At 54.2% G+C, this 19,363-nt stretch carries 16 protein-coding genes; 15 read left to right on the forward strand and 1 reads right to left on the reverse strand.

What is annotated here, in order from left to right; genetic code table 11:
- Positions 1 to 10: 10 nt before the first annotated feature.
- The 14 genes from WMW72_RS16730 (at position 11) to WMW72_RS16795 (ending at position 15,530) form a co-directional block, all read left to right on the forward strand.
- A complete protein-coding gene (locus WMW72_RS16730) occupies positions 11 to 1,039 on the forward strand; it encodes an autoinducer 2 ABC transporter substrate-binding protein (protein WP_341416659.1) in 1,029 nt (342 codons plus the stop codon).
- A gap of 23 nt (positions 1,040 to 1,062) precedes the next feature.
- Positions 1,063 to 1,575, forward strand: coding sequence for an ureidoglycolate lyase (locus WMW72_RS16735; protein WP_341416660.1), 513 nt, complete (start codon positions 1,063 to 1,065; stop codon positions 1,573 to 1,575).
- Between the two features lie 204 nt (positions 1,576 to 1,779).
- The gene (locus WMW72_RS16740; protein ID WP_341416662.1) at positions 1,780 to 3,591 is read left to right on the forward strand and encodes a cache domain-containing sensor histidine kinase; all 1,812 of its coding nucleotides are present in this window, start codon (positions 1,780 to 1,782) and stop codon (positions 3,589 to 3,591) included.
- Positions 3,584 to 5,179: a response regulator gene (locus tag WMW72_RS16745; RefSeq protein ID WP_341416663.1), complete on the forward strand. Its 1,596-nt coding sequence runs from the start codon at positions 3,584 to 3,586 to the stop codon at positions 5,177 to 5,179. Before WMW72_RS16740 ends, WMW72_RS16745 begins: the two co-directional genes overlap by 8 nt.
- Before the next feature lie 175 nt (positions 5,180 to 5,354).
- On the forward strand, positions 5,355 to 6,701 hold the full coding sequence (locus WMW72_RS16750; protein WP_341416664.1) for an ABC transporter substrate-binding protein: 1,347 nt from the start codon (positions 5,355 to 5,357) through the stop codon (positions 6,699 to 6,701).
- 70 nt (positions 6,702 to 6,771) lie between these two features.
- Positions 6,772 to 7,653 (forward strand): carbohydrate ABC transporter permease, encoded by an 882-nt coding sequence (locus WMW72_RS16755; RefSeq protein ID WP_341416665.1) that lies wholly within the window; start codon positions 6,772 to 6,774, stop codon positions 7,651 to 7,653.
- Between the two features lie 28 nt (positions 7,654 to 7,681).
- Positions 7,682 to 8,518 (forward strand): carbohydrate ABC transporter permease, encoded by an 837-nt coding sequence (locus tag WMW72_RS16760; protein ID WP_341416666.1) that lies wholly within the window; start codon positions 7,682 to 7,684, stop codon positions 8,516 to 8,518.
- A 102-nt stretch (positions 8,519 to 8,620) separates the two neighbouring features.
- Complete coding sequence (gene lspA / locus WMW72_RS16765; RefSeq protein WP_341416667.1) at positions 8,621 to 9,109, forward strand: signal peptidase II; 489 nt, start codon at positions 8,621 to 8,623, stop codon at positions 9,107 to 9,109.
- 72 nt (positions 9,110 to 9,181) lie between these two features.
- Positions 9,182 to 10,366 carry an MFS transporter gene (locus WMW72_RS16770; RefSeq protein WP_341416668.1) on the forward strand — a complete coding sequence of 395 codons (1,185 nt, stop codon included), beginning with the start codon at positions 9,182 to 9,184 and terminating at the stop codon, positions 10,364 to 10,366.
- Positions 10,367 to 10,710: 344 nt separating this feature from the next.
- Positions 10,711 to 11,352, forward strand: a complete 642-nt coding sequence (locus WMW72_RS16775; protein WP_341416669.1) for a chromate transporter — start codon at positions 10,711 to 10,713, stop codon at positions 11,350 to 11,352.
- An 18-nt stretch (positions 11,353 to 11,370) separates the two neighbouring features.
- Positions 11,371 to 11,910 (forward strand): chromate transporter, encoded by a 540-nt coding sequence (locus tag WMW72_RS16780; protein WP_341416670.1) that lies wholly within the window; start codon positions 11,371 to 11,373, stop codon positions 11,908 to 11,910.
- 82 nt (positions 11,911 to 11,992) lie between these two features.
- Positions 11,993 to 12,670: a response regulator transcription factor gene (locus tag WMW72_RS16785; protein ID WP_341416671.1), complete on the forward strand. Its 678-nt coding sequence runs from the start codon at positions 11,993 to 11,995 to the stop codon at positions 12,668 to 12,670.
- Positions 12,667 to 14,046 carry a sensor histidine kinase gene (locus WMW72_RS16790; RefSeq protein ID WP_341416672.1) on the forward strand — a complete coding sequence of 460 codons (1,380 nt, stop codon included), beginning with the start codon at positions 12,667 to 12,669 and terminating at the stop codon, positions 14,044 to 14,046. Before WMW72_RS16785 ends, WMW72_RS16790 begins: the two co-directional genes overlap by 4 nt.
- A 236-nt stretch (positions 14,047 to 14,282) precedes the next feature.
- Entirely contained in the window at positions 14,283 to 15,530 is a 1,248-nt protein-coding gene (locus tag WMW72_RS16795; RefSeq protein WP_341416673.1) for a hypothetical protein, read from the forward strand.
- Between the two features lie 124 nt (positions 15,531 to 15,654).
- Here WMW72_RS16795 and WMW72_RS16800 read toward each other — a convergent pair whose 3' ends face one another.
- Positions 15,655 to 15,912: a hypothetical protein gene (locus WMW72_RS16800; RefSeq protein WP_341416674.1), complete on the reverse strand. Its 258-nt coding sequence runs from the start codon at positions 15,910 to 15,912 to the stop codon at positions 15,655 to 15,657.
- Positions 15,913 to 16,248: 336 nt separating this feature from the next.
- On the opposite strand from WMW72_RS16800, the gene WMW72_RS16805 reads away from it, so the two are divergent.
- Positions 16,249 to 19,362, forward strand: coding sequence for an efflux RND transporter permease subunit (locus WMW72_RS16805; RefSeq protein WP_341416675.1), 3,114 nt, complete (start codon positions 16,249 to 16,251; stop codon positions 19,360 to 19,362).
- Position 19,363: the final 1 nt, after the last annotated feature.

Raw genomic sequence — 19,363 nt, forward strand, 5'->3', positions numbered from 1 at the left:
GGCATCCATCATGAAGAAGACAATGAGTGTTCTTGTATTAAGCGGACTTGTGGCATTATCTCTGGCAGGCTGCGGGGCCGCCGGCACCAAGGAGGCGCCGGGCAGCAGCAGCGGTTCTTCTTCTGCCTCACGCTCTTATTTCATTAATCCCAAATCGATCGGTCCTGCCTACTGGTCTGCAGCCGAAACCGGAGCCAAGCAAGCCGGTAAGGACCTGGGCGTCGAGGTTGTCTTCAACGCACCGACGGAAGCGGATTCCTCCAAGCAGATCAATATGATTCAGGACATGCTGACCCGTAAGGTGAACGGGATCGGGGTTGCCCCCAATGATGCGAAGGCGGTCGGTCCCGTATTCAAGAAAGCAGCCGGGCAGAAGGTCAATATCGTGACCTGGGACAGCGATGCTCCCGATTCCGATCGCCAATATTATGTCGCTCCGGCTACGGACAAGGAAGTCGGAGAGAAGCTCGCCGAGACGATCGGCAAGGAAGCCGGAGGCAAGGGCAAGGTAGCCTTCATGGTAGCCGGACTCGGCGCGCAGAACCAGATTGCTAAATCCGATGCCGCCAAAGCATACCTGAAAGCGAAATACCCCGATATGGAGGTCGTGACCACCGTATCCAGCGACGACGATCAGCAGAAATCGTTCGCCAATGCTCAGAATCTGATCAAGACATATCCCGATCTGAAGGGAATCGTCGGGTTCGCAGGCGGAGAGTCGCCGGCCGCGGCCGAAGCGATCGAGCAGGCCGTTCAAGCCGGTTCCCTGCAGAAGGGGCAGATTGCGCTGACGGGGATTGCCGTTCCGAGTCTGGTTAAGAATTACATCAAGAACGGCACCATCAAAACCGACATCATCTGGGACCCGGGCAAGCTTGGCTATGCGACGGTGTATATTCTGGATCAGCTGGCACAGGGCAAGACGATCACGGACGGGATGGACATTCCGCAGGTCGGCAAGGTGAAGGTGGCGGACAAGGATGTCTTTATCGGTATGCTCGAGGTTACGGCCGCCAACGTGGATACGTTTAAATTCTGAGCAGGGTGGTGGAGGAGTTGTCTATGCACAGACCGGTTAAGGTGGAGTCTCTGACGAGCGGAGCCTTCCAGGCCTACGGCAAGGTGATTGACCTGCCGGATTATGCGCCGCCCAAGACGGGCGAGGGCTGGGACTGCTGGAATTATATCGCGATGATGGACGTATCGGTGCCGATCGGCATGGGGCTGGTGGTCACCTGGAGCCGGGGGCTGGACGTGGACTCGATGGAGCGCCACGTGAGCCGCGAGGAGCTGCTCATCGCGTTCGACCGGGAGATTATCCAGCCGGTGGCGGCCTGCCGCGATCTGCAGGACCCGGATGAGGTGCCTGATCCGGAGACCGTGCGCTGCTTCCGTATCAAGCCGCGGCAGGGGATTATCCTGCACCGGGGAATCTGGCACAGCCCGGCGTATCCGGCGGGGGACGAGGCAACCTATCTCTTCGCGATTGAGAAGAAGCCGGATGCGTTCGGCGATGAGATGATTAACCCCTGGGTTCCGTTCCGGAACGGCATTGTGATCAGAATGATGATGTAAAGCCTGTTCATCCAAAAAGGCCGTGATCAGAAACTCCAAGACGTATCCTTCGATACGTCTTGGAGTTTCTGGCATTTTATAGCAATAATGGCTCGAAAAAACGTTCAAAATGGTTCCGCTATGGCATTCACGACGGCGAGATGTCCGTTTATAATAGGCGTACGAGACGAGAAGGGCGACTGCTGCGGAAAGAGGGAGAAGGCTATGAACAGACTATGGAATCCGATTGGCTGGTTTGAGCGGTTATGGATTCGCAATAAAATTATCGTGATATACATTCCGCTGATTATCGTTCCGCTGCTTGTCCTCGGTGTGGTATCCAACCGGATGTTTACGGACTCGCTGATCGAGAAGACGAAAAGAAACAGCATCGATGAATCGAATCTGATCTTGAGCCAAGTCAACTCCATCATTCAAAATATGGAAAGCTGCGCCAACATCCTGACGACCGATTTGAACCGGATTATGAGCCGGAATCCGGGAGGCGCAGACCCTTATGAAACCTTGCAATTTCGCGGCCAGATCGAATCGCAGCTCGCGACGGATTTGACGATTTTTCCCGATGTTGATTCCGCTATTTTCATCGACAGCCGGAATTTGAATATCTTCACGTCTTATCCAACCCGGGGAGACAAGGACAGAGCGGTATTTGGCAGCGGCATGCTGGAACAGATTCCGCCTGATGAAAGCTTCGGGGTAAATCATTGGCTGCCGATGCAGCGGCGCGATTATCTCGTTACGGACCCGCAAACGCCCGTTGTGACCCTGGCTAAGGTTGTAGCTGATCTCAATACAGGAACGCCGCTTGGCACGCTGCTGCTGAACGTCAAAGAAAGGTCGATCTCGGCCGCTTACTTGAATATGAGCAAGGGCAGCTCCAGTCATTATTTTGTTGTGGATCAACAAGGGATGGTCATCTCCGCTCCTGAAACGGCCAGGCTGCTCAAGCCTCTCCAGGACGACGGACTGAACCGGCTGCTGACCGCGAGCGGCTCATTCAGCCAAGTTGTTCGTACGGATGCCGGCAACAATCTGGTCACGAGTGTAGCTTACGATAAACTGGGATGGATGCTGGTCAATGTAGTTCCTATGTACATGCTGACTGGCGATATTCAGAAGAATAGCTGGATGACCGCCCTAATCGGAGCCGTATGTCTGTTATTCGGCTTGGTCGGAGCCGGGATGCTATCGCGGATCATCGCAAGGCCGCTCCTCCAGTTGACCAAAGCGATGCGCAAAGTCAAGGACGGCCATCTGGACAGCCGAAGCGATATACAAACACCGGATGAGATCGGGTTGTTGTCCTCCGTCTTCAATACGATGATCGCGCAGATTCAGGGCTTGCTGCAGAGAGTGGAGACGGAGCAGCGCATGAAGAAGGAATACGAGCTGGCTTTGATTCATGCCCAGATCAAGCCTCATTTTCTATACAATACGCTGGATCTGATCTATGTCTTGAATGATCTCAACCGTATTCAAGAAGCGCGGGATACAACGAAAGCGCTTGCGGACTACTACCGGATTGCCCTCAGCAAGGGCAAAGAAATCATCACAGTCGGCGAAGAAATCAAGAATGCCGCCGATTACTTGGCCATTCAGCACATGAGATACTCGGATGTGTTCGATTTCAGCATCCAGGTTCCCCGTGAGCTGCTGCACGAAGAAATCCCGAAGCTGTCCTTGCAGCCCATCGTTGAAAATGCCATTTACCACGGGCTGAAAACGAAGGGAAGCTTCGGTCACATCATCATCGACGGCTTTAGGGAGGGGGCCGCGATCGTGCTTCGGGTGAAGGACGACGGCATCGGCATATCGGAGGAAAAGGCGGGAGCTATTCTGAGGCTCGGCTCCGGCCCGCACGTTCCATCCTCCTTCGGCCTGTTTAGCGTACATGAACGAATCCGCTTGTATTTCGGCGAACCGTTCGGCGTTACGATCCAAAGCGAGCCGGGGAAAGGGACGGAGGTCCGCATTACGGTACCGATAGATGATTCGAGGAGGAAAGCCTATGTTTAAGGTGATGATCGTGGACGATGAACCGATCTTCCGTTTTTATATGCGCAGTAAAATGAATTGGAATGCTCTCGGCTTTACCATCTGCTGCGAAGCGAAGCATGGTGTCGAAGCTCTGGAGCTGGCGCATCAGTATAGACCAGATGTCGCCTTGGTCGATATCAATATGCCGTTTATGGACGGCTTGGAGCTGGCCGAGCGATTAACAGCTTCCTACCCCGAGATGGTCATCGTGCTGGTCACTGGGCATAACGAATTTGAGTATGCCCGGAAAGCAATCCGGATCGGCGTGGCGGATTATCTCCTGAAGCCGTTTAATGAAGAGGAATTGACCGTAACGCTGCAAAAGGTCAAAAGCACGCTGCAGCAAGCGGACGAAGAGAGAACGGTATCCGTCAGCCATTCCACGATATTGCGCGAGGGCTTTCTTAACCGTCTCATCAGTCAGGAATTCAACATGAATGCGGAGGATATCGAGAAATCGCTGGCACGGTTCCGCATCCCGATCCCGCCTCGGCAGTTTCGCGTGGCGGTGGTTGAAATCGACGGGCTATACCAGCGATGGAGCGATCCGAAGGAAATCGGCCTGTGGAAGCATACGGTAGCTAATTTGCTGAATGACTTGGTACAAGGAGCGGGCGGTCACATCCTCTTCCATGATGCGGAAGGACGGACCGTCTCGCTGACGGCCTTCGAAGAAGGAACCGATACGCAACAATTCGGCATAGAGGCCTACCGGCGGCTGTGCCAGATGGTTGAGCGGCATTTCAAATTTACGGCTACGGTCGGAATCGGCAGCAGCGCCGACGGGTACGAGCAAATTCACGTCTCCTATCGGGATGCGCTCACCGCTATGCGCAATAAAATAATGGCAGGTCAAGGCAATGTGATCCGGTATGATCTTGTTCCCTCCGGACAGACCTCGCTCGATTACGTGTCGGCTGAGATTCATGAACGATTGATCGTTCATCTGAGATTACGGGACTGGGACGGCATCGAGAAGCTGATCAGCCAAGTATTTCAAGACATGGAGGGCAGTGAGCAATCGGTCGATTATGCCTACACGGTCATGATGGGACTTGTCTCACTGTGCCTATCGTTCGCTATGGAGTCAGGCTTGTCTGCCTCGGAGCTGTTCGGCCCGGATTTTATGCCGTACCAGGCTATTCAGAGCATGACGAGCATCGAGCAGGCCCGCAGCTGGATGCTGGAGCTGTACCGGACGGCCTTTGCTACGGACAAGAAGGGCCATTCATCCAAATCGAAAAATTGGTTTGAAGCAGCGAAGGCATTCATCGATTCGAACTATCAGGACCCGGAGCTCACCGTAGAAAGGGTGGCGGGGGAAGTATTCGTCGATCCGAGCTACCTGAGGAAAATATTTAGAAAAGAAGGCAATATCTCCGTCTCGGATTACATGAGCCGGGTTCGTATGCAGAAAGCGAAGGAGCTGATCGGAACGGGCAACGTGAGATTGGCGGATATCGCAGAGCAGATAGGCTATAACGACGCGAATTATTTCAGCAAATGCTTCAAAAAGCATGTCGGCATGACGCCAAGCGAATTTGAGAGCCGAAAACATAACCCATGACGCTTGCGCCCTCCGCGGGCGCGCTTTTATTTGTCTCGGCTTTGATCGGCTTTGGCCCGATTATTCCTTACTATGCCCGTTTTATCCGTTTGAAAAAGAGCTGAAATTCTTATAATAAAAGATAGATCACAACTGAAAGCGCTAACAACACTTAAACGGAAAGTAGGGGTAGAGCATGAAAAAGATAGGGTCCAAATCGGTAGGTATAGCGCTTTCGCTAACCTTGGCTCTCGGGCTGACGGCTTGCGGAACGGGCGGCAATGACAGCAAACAAGCGGGGAACGCGCCGAAGAAGGAAGAGACGCCAAGCGGAAGCGCATCGAACTCCAATCAGACGGTGAAGCTGCGCATCTATGCGAGATACTTTGACGACGATACGAAGAAGCCTTACGACTATGCCGCCGCCGAGCTGAAGAAAGCGATGCCGAATGTGGAGCTGGAGCTGGACTCGTATGTGCAGGACAACGGCCAAAAGCTGAGAACGTACGCGGCGACGGGGAATATGCCCGATATCTTTGACGGAGGACTCAGCGAATTCCAAACGTTCAGCAATTCCAAAAATATACTAGTGCTCGATAATGAAGCGGAAACGGCCGCCTTTAAGAAGGATTTGAACCCGGGGAATGAATCGAGAATGATCTCCCCCGACGGACATGTCTACTCTTATCCATATAGCGGCGTCGAGTTCCAGATTCTGTACTACAACAAGAAGCTGTTCGAGGAAGCGGGCATTCCTGTCCCGATCAAGACGGTGGATCAGCTGATCGACGCGGCCAAGAAGTTCAAGGCCAAAGGAATTATTCCGATGTCGATTTTCGCCAAAGAAAAATGGATTACGAAGTCGTTCTATAAAGGCCTCGTGATGAAAGAAGAACCGAAAGGCTTCGGGGTTTTGAACGAAAAGGGAGCGACTCAGCTGCCAGAGGCGTTCAAAACTGCAGCCAAGCAGATGCAGCAGCTCCAGGAAGCGGGATTATTCGACGCCAATGCGACCAATACGAACTATGATCAGGCGTCGTCGCTGTTCTACCAAGGCAAAGCAGCGATGTTCGTCAACGGCCAATGGGAAATCTACAGCGCGCAGAAAAACATGGGCGACAATGTAGACTGGATGTACTTCCCGGCGAAGGACGAGGCCACGTACGAGAAAACGAAGTTTTATATGAATGGGGCGGGCGAGCCGGGCGGCTTCGCGGTATCCGCTACGACCAAGCATAAGGAAGAGGCTATCAAGGTAGCGGCATTCATGGCACGCAAGTATGCGGAGTACAAGTATACGCAGCTCGGCAATCCGATCCTGGCCGTGAAGGTCGACAAGCCTCTGGCTTCCAATGTGCCTGCCATGATGCAGCGTCTGGTGAAAGAAACACTGCCGAACATCAAGGGCTTCTCCGGGGCGCTGCCTGATAACAAAATCAACAATTCCCTGGATGACAACACCCAGAACATTCTGGTTAAGGGCTTTACCGCCGATCAATTCGTGCAAAATGTCAACCGCGTGCTGGACCAAGTCAACAAATAAAAACGGCGATTTCCCGCACCGTGATCATGTCACGGTGCGGGCATTTTCGAACCGGATAGGGTGAAGCCAAATGAAAACTTTTTTTGCCAATAAAACAGCGATTGCACTCTTCGTACTGCCTGCCCTGCTGCTTTATTCCATCGTGGTGGCCTATCCCGTGCTTCAAACGTTCTATCGCAGCTTCTTTGAATGGGACGGACTCGGCGATGCTACCTTTATCGGGTTTGATAATTTCATCATGCTAGCGAAGGACCCGCTGCTGGCTACCTCGCTTAGAAACGGGTTTCTGTTCGCTCTCGTGCTGGTCATCTTCCAGATCGGTCTGGGCACGATTCTCGCCTTGGTCTGCTCCGATCCTAAGGTGAAGGGCAGAAAAATACTGAAGACGGGCTATTTTATCCCCGTGGTTCTATCTGTAACGGTTGTCTGTCAGCTCTGGATCGCGATCTATGACCCGAGCAACGGTCTGATCAACAAGCTATTTCAGCTGCTGGGAATCGACTACCAGCAAAACTGGCTCACCTCGGCCAGTGTCTCGATCATCGCCATCGCGTTCGTCAATGCCTGGCAGTATATGGGGTACCAATTCAGCCTGCTGTACGCTGGCGTGAAGTCTATCCCTGAGCAATACTTCGAAGCAGCCATTATCGACGGCTGCAGTAAATGGGCGGCGCACCGGAAAATTACGCTGCCGATGATGAAGGAAACGTATAAATTCTGCTTTATCATCGCGATCACCTCCGGGATCGGAGCGTTCGCGCAAATGCTGATTATGACCAGCGGAGGTCCGGGGACGACCAACTATACGCTGACGTATATGATATACCGGTATGCCTTTATTGAAAATTCGTATGGCTACGCATGCGCAGTGTCCGTCTTTCTCGTCCTGCTCAGTTTATTGATCACTGTAGTCATTAACCGGGCTTTCGACAGCGAAAGACTCGCGCAATAAAGAGAGGAAGAGAGGTGAACCTGCTGCTATGACCCAGACGAAGAAACTGCTGAGCTTCCTTTCCCAGCTGCCGCTGTGGATCTATTTTATCGTATCGGTTTATCCGCTTTTCTGGATGATCTCGTATTCGCTTAAGAACAATGATGAGATTTTCGTGACACATCCGTTCGGGTTGCCGCCGAATTTTCGGATCGACAATTATATTCACGCCTGGTCGCAATTCAACATTCCGCAATATGTATGGAACAGTACGGTCGTTTCGACCGTTTCGACGCTCGGTATTTTGCTTCTGGCTGTCACGTTCTCCTATGCCATTGCCAGAATGCAGTGGAAGCTTCGGTATGCCGCCCGTATCTACATGACCCTCGGCATGTTTATGCCGCTGCAGGTTATTATGATCCCGCTCGCGATCCTGGTGAAGGATTTTCACCTGACCAATACGTATGGCGCGCTGATCTTTCCTTATATCGCGTTCGGCTTGCCGTTTTCTTCGCTGATCTTCTACGGATTCATGAAGGGCATCCCGGTGGAGCTGGAGGAGTCCGCTTGCATCGACGGCGCGAACGTGTACCGGTCCTTCATGCAGATCATCATTCCGATCATGAAGCCGGCCATTGCCACCATAGCCATCTTTCAATTTCTCGGGGCCTGGAACGAATTTATGATGGCCTATATCCTGATCACGGATGAAGCGATGAAGACGCTGCCGCTCGGCTTGCTCTTGTTCCAGGGGCAGTACAGCACCGACTGGGGCGGCATGGGAGCCGTCATGACGATCGCCAGCTTGCCGATGGTCATCATCTATTTATTCTTCAGCGAACAGGTGGAGCGTGCGATGACAGTGGGTTCCGCGGTCAAAGGTTAGGAGGCCGGACGGCTGCTCCAGTCTCGAAGAAAGCGTTTGTGATGAAGAGGCCTCCTGACATGTGCTACTATGGAAGTAGTCATGGTACAAGGAGGCCTCTTCATGAGATTCTATATCGCTGCCGCTCTGGCATTGCTTCTCGATCAGCTCACGAAGGTTTGGGTTCGCGGGCATATGACGCTCGGCGAATCGTATCCCGTACTGAACGGTTTATATCACTTCACGTATTACCGCAACAGCGGAGCGGCAGGCAGCACCTTTCAAGGCTATGGCCGCTACTTTATCATTCCGGCTGTGCTGTTCGTCGCTTATGTGCTCTATGCCCGGTGGAAGGGTGAGATGCGCGGCGCGGCGGCTGAGCTCGGCTCCGGCCTGCTGGTCGGCGGCGCTGTCGGCAATGCGCTCGACAGGGCGATATTCGGCTGGGTAACGGACTTCATCGACAATGGTCGTGGCATCCTGAATGTCGCTGACTATGCGATCAACGCTGGCGTGCTGCTGTTGATCGGCAGCACCGTATACGCGTATATCCAGAGCCGCCGGGCGAAGCGGAACAGTCAACCCGAGCCTGAGCCGGAGACGGCTCCTTGACCGTACCGCGCGGATAAGGAAGAGAAAGCCAGGGGACGCTAAGGGAAAACAGGAAAGGGTAGGTAAGCGTCTGTGCTCACTTTAACCAAACCTGCGGGCTCCATGGTCTTGTACGGAGCGATTCTCTTCCTGATGGAATTCGTCCGAGGTGCCTTCCTCGTCTCCTTCCTGCCGACCTATGGCGTCCAGCAGTTGGGCCTGGCGGCGGCCGGAATCGGTATCGCTGTCTCGCTTCATTATGTGACGGATACGCTGGTCAAATGCGCTGCGGGCTATTTACTCGACCGGTTCGCCTTGCGCATCGTCGCGCCCGTCGGGCTGGCGTTGTCGCTGGCCGGCCTGCTGCTCGTGCAGCAGGCACACACGCTGTGGGTGCTTGCCGCTGCATCCGCGTTGTTCGGCGCGGGCATGTCCCCGGTCTGGCTGGGCGGGCTCAGCCGGGCGGGCACGGAGCGGCGTGCTTCCCACATGGGCGTGATGTACACCTGCTGGCTGGCGGGACTTGGAGCGGGGCCGGTCGTGCTGAACTTCATCCTGGACCGCAGCTACTTGGCCTCGTATTGGCTGATGGCCGGACTGTGGGGCGCTGCGCTTGTGTTGTCGCTCTTCATCGGCGGCCAAGGCAGCTCAGCCGTCCAGACGCCGGCGGCGATCCCGTTCGGCGTGCAGCTCACCCTGCTCTGGGAGCGGCTGCGCTCCATGCGAGTGCTGCTTCCCGCGATGATCCTGCAGACCACGGCCGCGGGCATGCTGGTGCCGGTGCTGCCGTCGTTCGCCCAGTCGAGTCTGGGTCTTGCATACTCCCAGTATTCGCTCGTCCTGCTCGCAGCAGGAGGGCTCACGGTAGCCGGGCTGATCCCGTTCGGCCGCTTGTCAGACCGGTATGACCGCCGCTGGTTTGTGATGCTGGGCTTCGCCTCGTTCGCGGTCTGCCTGTTCGCCCTGACGCGGATTGCCGGCCTCGGACCGGCTGTATGCGTGGCAGCCGTGCTGGGCTTGTCCTATGCGGCGGTGCTACCCGCCTGGAACTCCGTATTGGCCCAGTACGTTCCTCCGGAGCAGAAAGGGATGGGCTGGGGGTTATTCTCCAGCGTCGAAGGTATCGGCGTGATGATTGGCCCAGTGCTGGGCGGCTGGATCGCCGACCACTTCCATGCGCGCGCGGCCATTCTTAGCAGTGCGGCCCTGCTGGGAGGCGTGGCGATCTACTACGCTTTCGTATCGTCCGGGCTGCTGAAGCGGGGGACCATGGCGTAAGCCTCGGCTGTGCGGATATTCATCAAGCTTGCTTTGCACGGCGGACGTGAATCCGCCTTTAAGCTCTCCTGTCCATTGGGAGAGCTTTTTTCCATTTACACCCTGATCTTAATTTCTTTTTGAAAATAATATGACAAGTCCTATCGGAAAATAGGTAAAGAAAAGCCGATGAAATCAGCTATATAAATGAAATTTATAAGCGTTTATTTAAAAAATAATACCAAAACCAGCTATAGTTTATTCCAAAAAAGAATAAAGTAAAGTATAATACAAGTATCAAGCAAGAGGAGAGAGCGGCCAATGCAAGAGCAGTGACTGCAGAACACATCAAGGGGGGACGCATCATGAAAGCCTATAATTGGCGGCTGCTGGGAGAGCTGTTCGTCACGTTTCTGAAGGTTGGTCCGGTTACATTCGGCGGCGGCTACGCGATGATTCCCGTCATCGAAGCGGAAGTGGTCAGCAAGAAGCGATGGATTCCGGAGCATGAAATGTCCGACGTCCTGTCGGTGGCAGGCTCGGCTCCCGGCGGTATCGGCGTGAATGCCGCGGCATTCGTCGGCCACCGGATGGCCGGGCTGCCCGGCGCCGCCTCCGCCGTACTTGGCATTACACTGCCGACCTTCGTGCTGGCGGTAACGCTTAGTCTGATCTACGCACAAGTCGGGCACCTGCCCAAGGTCGTATCGGCGCTCCAGGGCATTCATGCGGCAATCTTCGGACTGATCATCGTGGCGGCCTACCGGATGGGCCGGCAGGCAGTATTTGACAAGACGACCTTTGCTTCCGCAGTCTGCACACTGGTGCTGCTGCTGAGCGCACCGGTCCATCCGCTGTTCATCATCATGGCCGGACTTTGGCTCGGCATCGTCATCGTCCTGATCAAGAAGAAGCTGGGACTGGTCGTGCAGCTCCAGGGCAAGCCTGCAGATGCTACGGGAGCCAAGCATAAATACGCCGACTACTTTATCGCGGACGGCATCTAGAATCGGGGTGTGGGCGATATGCTGTGGAATCTTTTCCTAACCTTTTTTAAAATCGGCCTAATGTCCTTTGGCGGGGGCTATGCGATGCTGCCTGTGATTCAGCATGAGGTGGAGCAGCATGGCTGGCTGAGCGCCAAGACGTTTACGGATACGGTCGCATTGGCAGGCATGGCTCCGGGACCCATCGCGACCAACAGTGCGACCTTGGTCGGTTACAAGGCCGCGGGAGCCGCGGGAGCCTTCGCCGCTACGCTCGGCATGGTGCTGCCGTCGCTGCTGATCGTGGTCGTCATTGCCGCTTTCTTCCTGAAGCTTCACCGACATGAGCGGGTGAAGGCGGCGTTCTATGGGCTGCGGCCGGTCGTGACCGGATTGATCGCCTATGCGGCGCTGCGCTACGGTCTGGACTCATCGATGGGTACTGGGCTGTGGAGCTGGCCTGTGCTGGGCGGCATCCTGATTACCGCATGCGTGGTGATCGGTATGCTCCGCTACAAGCTGCACCCTGCCGCCGCGCTTGTGTTGTCAGGCCTGCTCGGCATCGCTTTTTTCAGCTAGCGTTGAAATGCTTCGGTGCGTCCATTATGATCAGGGTATCGGCTATAGGCCGGATACCCTTTTTTGTGCGAGGAGAACGAGTATGAATCAAATTCTCGTCGTTGACGACGATCCGTTTATCCGCCGGTTGGTCAAGGCGACACTGGCCGGAGAAGGCTTCACCGTGTCTGAGGCCCAGCACGGGGGCGAAGCGCTGCAAGTGCTGGAAGACTCGGCCATTGATCTGGTCGTGATGGATATTATGATGCCGCATATGGATGGATGGCAGCTTTGTCAGGAAATCCGCCGGTTTAATGCGGATTTACCGCTGCTGATGGTCACAGCCCGCGCTGAATCGGTGGACAAGGTGCGCGGCTTCCAATTGGGTGCCGACGATTACCTGGTTAAGCCGTTCGATCCGATGGAGCTGGTTATGCGGGTGAGGGCGCTGCTCAAGCGTTACCGGATTAGCTCATCGCAGACGATCCGGCTCGGCGAGCTGGAGATGAACCGCAGCCGGTATGAAGCCGTATGTTGCGGGAGCAGGCTGGAGCTGCCGCTCAAGGAATTTGAGCTGCTGTTCAAGCTGGCTTCCTATCCCAATCAAATTTTTACACGCAACCAGCTGATCGAGCAGATCTGGGGGATTGATTATGATGGGGATGAACGCACGGTAGATGTGCATATCAAGCGGCTGCGGGAACGGCTTCCGGAGCAGGGGACGGGCTTCACGATCAAGACGATCCGCGGCCTGGGTTACAAGCTGGAGGCGTCCCCATGATCCGTTCCCTGTATCTGAGGGTCGTATTGACCTTCATCGCTTCTGTCATTCTCGGGCTGACCGTTGCTTTCTTCACCATGATGTGGGTGTACAAGGATACGTTCAATACCATGCTGAGCCGCCAGTTCAGCGATGCGTCCCATGATCTAGCCGGTGTATTGAAGCGAGTCAATCCCGATGAGTGGGACTCCATGCTGCGAGAACAGCGCTGGACCACGATGTCGCTGCAGGTCATGATCGTGGATCCGACAGGTAAGACGATTTATTCCGGCATGAAGCACAGCGGGAAGGCGATAATTCCTCCCGAAGCTGTGGACAAAGTGAGAAGCGGAGGCGATTACAGCAATAAAGAGCCCTCCGCGCAGCATCGCATCTACGGAACCCCCATCTTTACTGAGCGCGGGACGTATGCGGTATTTATCCAGTCCATTCAGCAGGAAGCGCCTTTTGACTTAGTTAGAATGCTGTTTACAACGCTGCTGGTTGCTCTTGGCTCCGGAAGCTTGTTTATTCTGGTGTCTGCCCGTTATCTGGTGAATCCGCTCAAGAAGATGACTTTGGCCACCCGGCAAATCGCTAAGGGAGACTTCAATATTCAGCTCAACCAGCGCAAGCGCAAGGACGAGCTGGGCGAGCTGGCACGGAGCTTTGATCACATGGCTCTGGAGCTGCATCAGCTGGAGAGCATGAGACAGGACTTTGTGTCCAATGTATCGCATGAGATCCAGTCTCCGCTGACATCAATCTCGGGTTTCTCCAAGCTGGTCCGCAATCCGCAGATGCCGGAGGAGGAGAAGCAGCAGTACCTGGATATTATTGAGACGGAGGCGGAACGGTTGTCCCGTCTGAGTGAGAATCTGCTGAAGCTGGCCTCGCTGGATAGCGAGCATCATCCGTTCCATCCTGGTCCTCTTGAACTTGATGAGCAGCTTCGCCGCGTAGTTGTTGCCCTGGAGCCGCTCTGGTCGGCCAAGTCGATCGAGCTCCAACTGGAGCTGCCGCGTACCAAACTGATAGCCGATGTCGACCAGTTGAACCAGGTATGGATCAATCTGCTGACCAACGCCATTAAATTTACGCCTGCGGGCGGCTCGATCGAGCTGAGCCTGGAGACGATGACGGATCGAGTCCGGGTCATCATCCAAGATACGGGGGCTGGCATCGCCCCGGAAGACCAGGAGCGCATATTCGAGCGGTTCTACAAGGGCGATAAGTCCCGCGAGCGGGCGAAAAGCGGGAGCGGTCTAGGCCTTGCCATCGTCCGCAAAATCGTTGATCTGCATCAGGGAACGGTGGAGGTCGAAAGCGAGCTTGGGCGAGGGACTAAGATGGCCGTGACGCTTCCCAGCGTATGGACGCCTGCCCCAAAGCCTTGATTGACTTGGTGAGAGGGCGCCGTCAGATAGCCTAGGCCTGAGAACAAACAGCCTCCTGATGGAGGCTGTTTTCTTAATATAGAAATAATAATATATTTTTCCTTTATATGTTACTATTTGTGAGAATGCTTAAGCAGCCCATTAAACAGTTAGAGGCAGCTTCTATGCATACGGCCCCGTACGTGAATGGCCGAGCAGGTTCATTCAAAGTATGGCAAGCAAGGGAGAGGTGTATCATGAAAAAAGCGGCTAAATATGTATGGGCGATGTTCCTATTGCTTAGTGGAATGAGTTTGATGTCTACGGAAGCCATGGCTAAAATTGATTGGATGGCGAACAGCCGATTGGTTGTCTTAAAGGAGACGAAATTACTCGATGACTATAAAAATCCGTCTTCGGTGGCCGGTTCCATTGCTGGCATGCAGGAGCTGAAAACCACCTGCAGGACGATGGAATCGGAGTGCCTGGCAAGCGCTGGCGGCAAGGAGTATATCCAGGTGGACACCTGGATGGGGAAAAAATGGATTGAGGATGACGACAACATTACCGGCGGCGGCTACTCGGAGACCGAGCGGCAAATCACCATTGTCGAAGACACGAAGCTTTATGACCACCCGAATGTAGGCGTGTATGCCAAGGACGAGCCGCCGCATGAAACCCTTCCCCCGCAAAAAGTTTCAGTCTCCGCCGTATACCGTAATTTGTACAAAGGTGCGCATACCGCTAGAGCCATGCTCGAGGCACCGGTCTGGTATCGAATTTCGACGGAGCAGGGACCGAAGTGGATCGTAGACCCATTTATTCCGGAAGACGTCCAGAAGAACGAGAGGCCGAATGATCGGGTCATGAGGCTGACGGGTAGCGAGTTACTCTACGATTATCCTTACGAGCAGGCTGGCAAGGGAGTACAGGCGAAGCCGGGGGTTGTTCAGGCGGTTGCCGTCACGGGATACAGGGTCAAGCTTCAAAACCTAGTATGGTACAAGATTCAACTCGAAGATGGGGTCTTCAAATGGGCGATGGCTTACCCTTTCGCTGAAAAGGAGAGCGGGCCCTTGATGCAGTTTGATCTATCGAACGAGAAGATCACCCTAAGAACCGCTACGCGTTACTTCGATATCGACGGTGATGCAGGCCGCGAGCTGCAGAACTGGCTGCAGCCGGGCTCATATGTCGCCGACAAAGTGAATGAAGGATGGGCGCGAATCCAAACCCCATTCGGCTGGAAGGTGGTTAACCTCGACCGGGCGCCGCTCGAAAGGCCTCAGGGAATCACGATCACCCAAGAAACCGTCCAATTGACTCCGGCCACCCGAACCTACTATTTTCCATTGACCGGAGAAATTTTCCACGAAGCCGGCACCTTCGGCAATCAGGAAGCTCTTTCCTTTGAAAAGTGGGTCTCTCCGGAGGGTGTCAACTGGTATCATATTTCCACGTACAGCGGAATCGTATGGCTGCCGGAGAAGCCGCTCGGAGATTGAAATAAAAAACTTCATGGATTCGGCTGAAGCATAGGTGAAAATTAGAGAATTAACAGCGTTCTTTGCGACAGGAGATCGGTCAACGATATGGCCAAGCTGGCTGGATAGGGCGGTCTTCAGCTTGTCATTTCTTAGACCGGGTAGTCATTTCACCGCCGTCGGCATTCGATTGCCGTTGCAGCTGTATTTCCTTCAGCCGCTGTTCGTACCGCTCGAGAATATTCGGTATCGCGTCCTCTTGTAACTTTTCGATCCTCCCGGTAGTCAGACGATCGTGTTCTTCTTTCTGCTCCGGGCTAACCTTGTATACATTCGTCGTTAAGACTTCGGTTGTTTCAAACACCGCTTCCCTTTTTTTCAGAGCTTTTTTCACCTTGTCCATGTTTAATCCATCCCCCGCCTGCGTCGTTTTTGTTATGCCTTTATTGTAGCATGAACATGTTAACTCTGAAGCTGTAACTTCCTAATGATGAAAGTCATAATCCATCTCCCGCCCAGCTACCCGCTAATCCTGTCGAAGGAGCGTTCCTTAGTTATCTAGGATAACTTGAGGAATAGCTCCTTTCTTGTGTCTACGTACAGCGAGTTTAACAAGAAAACACCTTTTTTCATAAAAACGCTTTCTTGTTCATGTGAAGTTCATATTCACCCTGTATAGTGTCCCTATGCATACAGATAGGACCTAAGGTTCACTTATCGGAATGAGGGGAGTGCAGGAATGAACCGATTAACACAATTCTCAATGAAAAACGTCTCGGCCTTGTTCATCATTATGCTGCTATTGTTCGGCAGCGGCATGTATGCGGCGAAGCAGCTAAAGGTTGAAAACATGCCGAACGTCTCGTTCCCGGTCGTTGTGGTAACGACGCAGTATGCGGGAGCGCCCAAGGACGTTATGGACGAAATTACTGCGCCTATTGAGGAAAAGCTCGCGAATCTGGAGGACATCGATTCACTAACCTCGACCTCGAGCGACAATAATTCCTTTGTCATCATCATGTTCAAGCAGGGCGTAGATACCGACAAGAAAAAGCGGGATGTCGAAAGTGCCTTGACCGAGGTCCGGCTCCCTGCGTCTGCAAGCGCGCCGAAGGCTTCGACGTTCGGAGCTGCATCGCTGGCCAGCAATTATCTGGTGATGTACGCGGAAAACGGCATGAGCCAGACCGAGCTGGATAAGGTTTTCAAGGATACAATTGAGCCTGGGCTCACAGGAATCAAAGGCATTGACCATATGGATGTCGTCGGTGCCCGTGACACAAGCTTGGATATCGAGCTGGATGCCGCGGCGCTGGCCTCGTTCGGATTCTCCCCGGTGCAGGTCAATAGTGCGATCAGCGCGGCCGTTACCAAGAGCCCGATCGGCAGCGTAAAGCTGAGTGGCAATGATAAGATGACCCGCGTCACGGGGGATATCTCCAGCCTGTATGAACTCGAGCAATTGGAGCTTACGACGTCCAAGGGCGACATCGTCAAGCTGTCTCAGATCGCCAAGGTCAAGTCGATTACGGAATCCAACTTTGTCGGTCGTCTGGACGGTAAGCCGGCAATTGCTCTTATTCTGTACAAAACGGGCAATGCCAATGCCGTCGAATTTTCCGACGAGCTGAAGGGCAAAGTGGATGGCTGGCACAAAACGATGCCGAATGTCGTCTTCAAAAGCACCTTTGACAGCGCGGATCAAATCAAAGAGTCGATTAACGGCTTGCTTCGCGAAGGCGTAGTGGGCGCTCTGCTTGCTTCGCTAATGATTCTCATCTTCTTGCGTAATATTCGCATGACCCTGATCGTCCTGGTCTCGATTCCGCTGTCCGTTCTTATTACGCTGCTGCTGATGTGGCAATTGGATCTGACGCTTAATACGATGACGCTGGGCGGGATGTTTATCGCCGTCGGGCGGGTCGTGGACGACGCGATCGTCGTTATCGAGAACATCTACGCATCATTGGAAAAAGCTCAGAAAAGGAATGAATCGGTTATCGCGCTGGCAACGAAGCAGGTGGCTATGGCCATTACTTCGTCCACACTGGCGACGGTCGGTGTATTCGCACCGCTCGGGATGGTCAGCGGTATCGTCGGCGGCTTTTTCCGGCCCTTCGCGATTACGCTTGCCTGCGCACTGTTAGCTTCTCTGCTCGTGGCACTGACCGTTATCCCGATGCTTGCCAAGCTGTTAGTGCTCCGCAGCACCAAGACAGGAAAAGTTCACGACGAATCCGATCATGGCCGTATGGGCCGGTTCTACGGAGCGGTACTGCAATGGTCGCTGAACCATCGGATCAAGACGCTGCTGATCTCCGGCCTGCTGTTCGTCGTGACGATCGGCGCTACGCTTCCGTTTGTGAATGTCTCATTCTTGCCAAGCGAAGCGGCTTCACGAACGTTGTCCTTCTCCTTGAAGCTGCCGTATGAGACATCCTTCGAGGCGACGGATGAGAAAACCAAGGAGCTTGAAAACATCCTGATGGCTACGAAGGATAATAAGGGGCAGCCGCTGTTCACCTTTGTCCAGGGTCTGGTCGGCTATGCCGGCAATGACGATGAGCGCACTCCCTATGCCTCGCAGATTTATGTGGAAATGAACCCAAATGTGGATCCTGAGCACACCAAGAAGCAGATCAAGGAATTTCTGATTTCGGAGCTTCCGCAAGGGTCTGAGGTTAATGATCGTGAAATTGGGGGAGGCTTCGGGGTTTCCAACACGGATTTCTCCTACTCGCTTAAAGGTGAAGATCAGGAGCAGCTGGAACAAGCGGCGGTGCTGATCAAGGAAGAGCTTCGTACCTTCCCAGAGTTGTCGGAAATTGAGGACAATCTGAGTGATGCCAAGACGGAAGTCGAGATCGCGGTGGATCAGAAGAAGGCCCGCAGCTACGGCTTGAACGCTGCCACTGTACGTGACACGGCCCGTGTTTGGATTCAAAAGCAGAGTTTGGGCGATCTCAAGCTGGACAATGTGACTTACAAGACGACCGTGTCCCTCGACAAGTCGGATAAGGACTCGCTCGAGAAGCTGGGCCTGATCCCGCTGACGAGCAGTACGGGAGTTACCGTGTTCCTCAAGGACATCGCGACAATTCATGAGAAGCAGTCCGCGGCATCGCTGGCACGCGAGTCTCAACAACAGCTCGTCAAGGTTTCGGCCAAGATCAACGCTGAGAACAAGAGCGCGATCAGTGCCAAGGTCACAGCCGCACTGGCCAAGGTCCAACTGCCGGACGGCGTCTCCCGCGAAGTGAAGGGCGTGTCGGCGGATATCAATGAAAGCTTCACGCAACTGTTTGTTGCTATGGCTGTTGCTGTGTTCGTCGTCTACCTGATCATGGTACTGGCGTTCGGTAATGCGAGTGCTCCGTTCGCTATTCTGTTCTCGCTGCCGCTTGCAGCGATCGGGGGTCTGCTCGGTCTCGTCCTGACGAGAGAGGCGCTCAATGTCACCTCAATGATCGGCTTCATGATGCTGATCGGTATCGTCGTTACCAATGCTATCGTACTGATTGACCGCGCCCAGCAGCTCCGTGAGGAGGGCTATACGGTTCGTCAAGCTTTGATCGAAGCTGGACTCGTCCGTCTTCGTCCCATCATCATGACGGCGGGGGCTACGATCATGGCCCTGGTTCCTCTGGCACTCGGATTATCCGGAGAAGGCGGCCTGATCGGCAAGGGCCTCGGCGTCGTCGTCATCGGCGGCCTGGCTACCTCGACCGTATTGACATTGGTGGTCGTACCGGTTGTATACGAGCTGATCGAGGGTATTAAGAACCGCTTCGCCAGAAGGTTCGGCGGCAAGTCCAAGCAGGCCGCAGACGTTCACGAGACGGTAGAGGCTTAAC

The organism is Paenibacillus filicis, assembly GCF_038070315.1.
Lineage (GTDB): Bacteria > Bacillota > Bacilli > Paenibacillales > NBRC-103111 > Paenibacillus_G > Paenibacillus_G filicis.

Bases quoted from the DNA above. Each gene is read 5' to 3' on its own strand.
- WMW72_RS16795 (WP_341416673.1), top strand. From the start codon at position 14,283: ATGAAAAAAGCGGCTAAATATGTATGGGCGATGTTCCTATTGCTTAGT.
- WMW72_RS16775 (WP_341416669.1), top strand. From the start codon at position 10,711: ATGAAAGCCTATAATTGGCGGCTGCTGGGAGAGCTGTTCGTCACGTTT.
- WMW72_RS16800 (WP_341416674.1), bottom strand. From the start codon at position 15,912: ATGGACAAGGTGAAAAAAGCTCTGAAAAAAAGGGAAGCGGTGTTTGAA.
- WMW72_RS16780 (WP_341416670.1), top strand. From the start codon at position 11,371: ATGCTGTGGAATCTTTTCCTAACCTTTTTTAAAATCGGCCTAATGTCC.
- WMW72_RS16745 (WP_341416663.1), top strand. From the start codon at position 3,584: ATGTTTAAGGTGATGATCGTGGACGATGAACCGATCTTCCGTTTTTAT.
- WMW72_RS16750 (WP_341416664.1), top strand. From the start codon at position 5,355: ATGAAAAAGATAGGGTCCAAATCGGTAGGTATAGCGCTTTCGCTAACC.
- WMW72_RS16760 (WP_341416666.1), top strand. From the start codon at position 7,682: ATGACCCAGACGAAGAAACTGCTGAGCTTCCTTTCCCAGCTGCCGCTG.
- WMW72_RS16730 (WP_341416659.1), top strand. From the start codon at position 11: ATGAAGAAGACAATGAGTGTTCTTGTATTAAGCGGACTTGTGGCATTA.
- WMW72_RS16790 (WP_341416672.1), top strand. From the start codon at position 12,667: ATGATCCGTTCCCTGTATCTGAGGGTCGTATTGACCTTCATCGCTTCT.
- WMW72_RS16785 (WP_341416671.1), top strand. From the start codon at position 11,993: ATGAATCAAATTCTCGTCGTTGACGACGATCCGTTTATCCGCCGGTTG.
- WMW72_RS16805 (WP_341416675.1), top strand. From the start codon at position 16,249: ATGAACCGATTAACACAATTCTCAATGAAAAACGTCTCGGCCTTGTTC.
- WMW72_RS16740 (WP_341416662.1), top strand. From the start codon at position 1,780: ATGAACAGACTATGGAATCCGATTGGCTGGTTTGAGCGGTTATGGATT.
- WMW72_RS16735 (WP_341416660.1), top strand. From the start codon at position 1,063: ATGCACAGACCGGTTAAGGTGGAGTCTCTGACGAGCGGAGCCTTCCAG.
- WMW72_RS16755 (WP_341416665.1), top strand. From the start codon at position 6,772: ATGAAAACTTTTTTTGCCAATAAAACAGCGATTGCACTCTTCGTACTG.
- lspA (WP_341416667.1), top strand. From the start codon at position 8,621: ATGAGATTCTATATCGCTGCCGCTCTGGCATTGCTTCTCGATCAGCTC.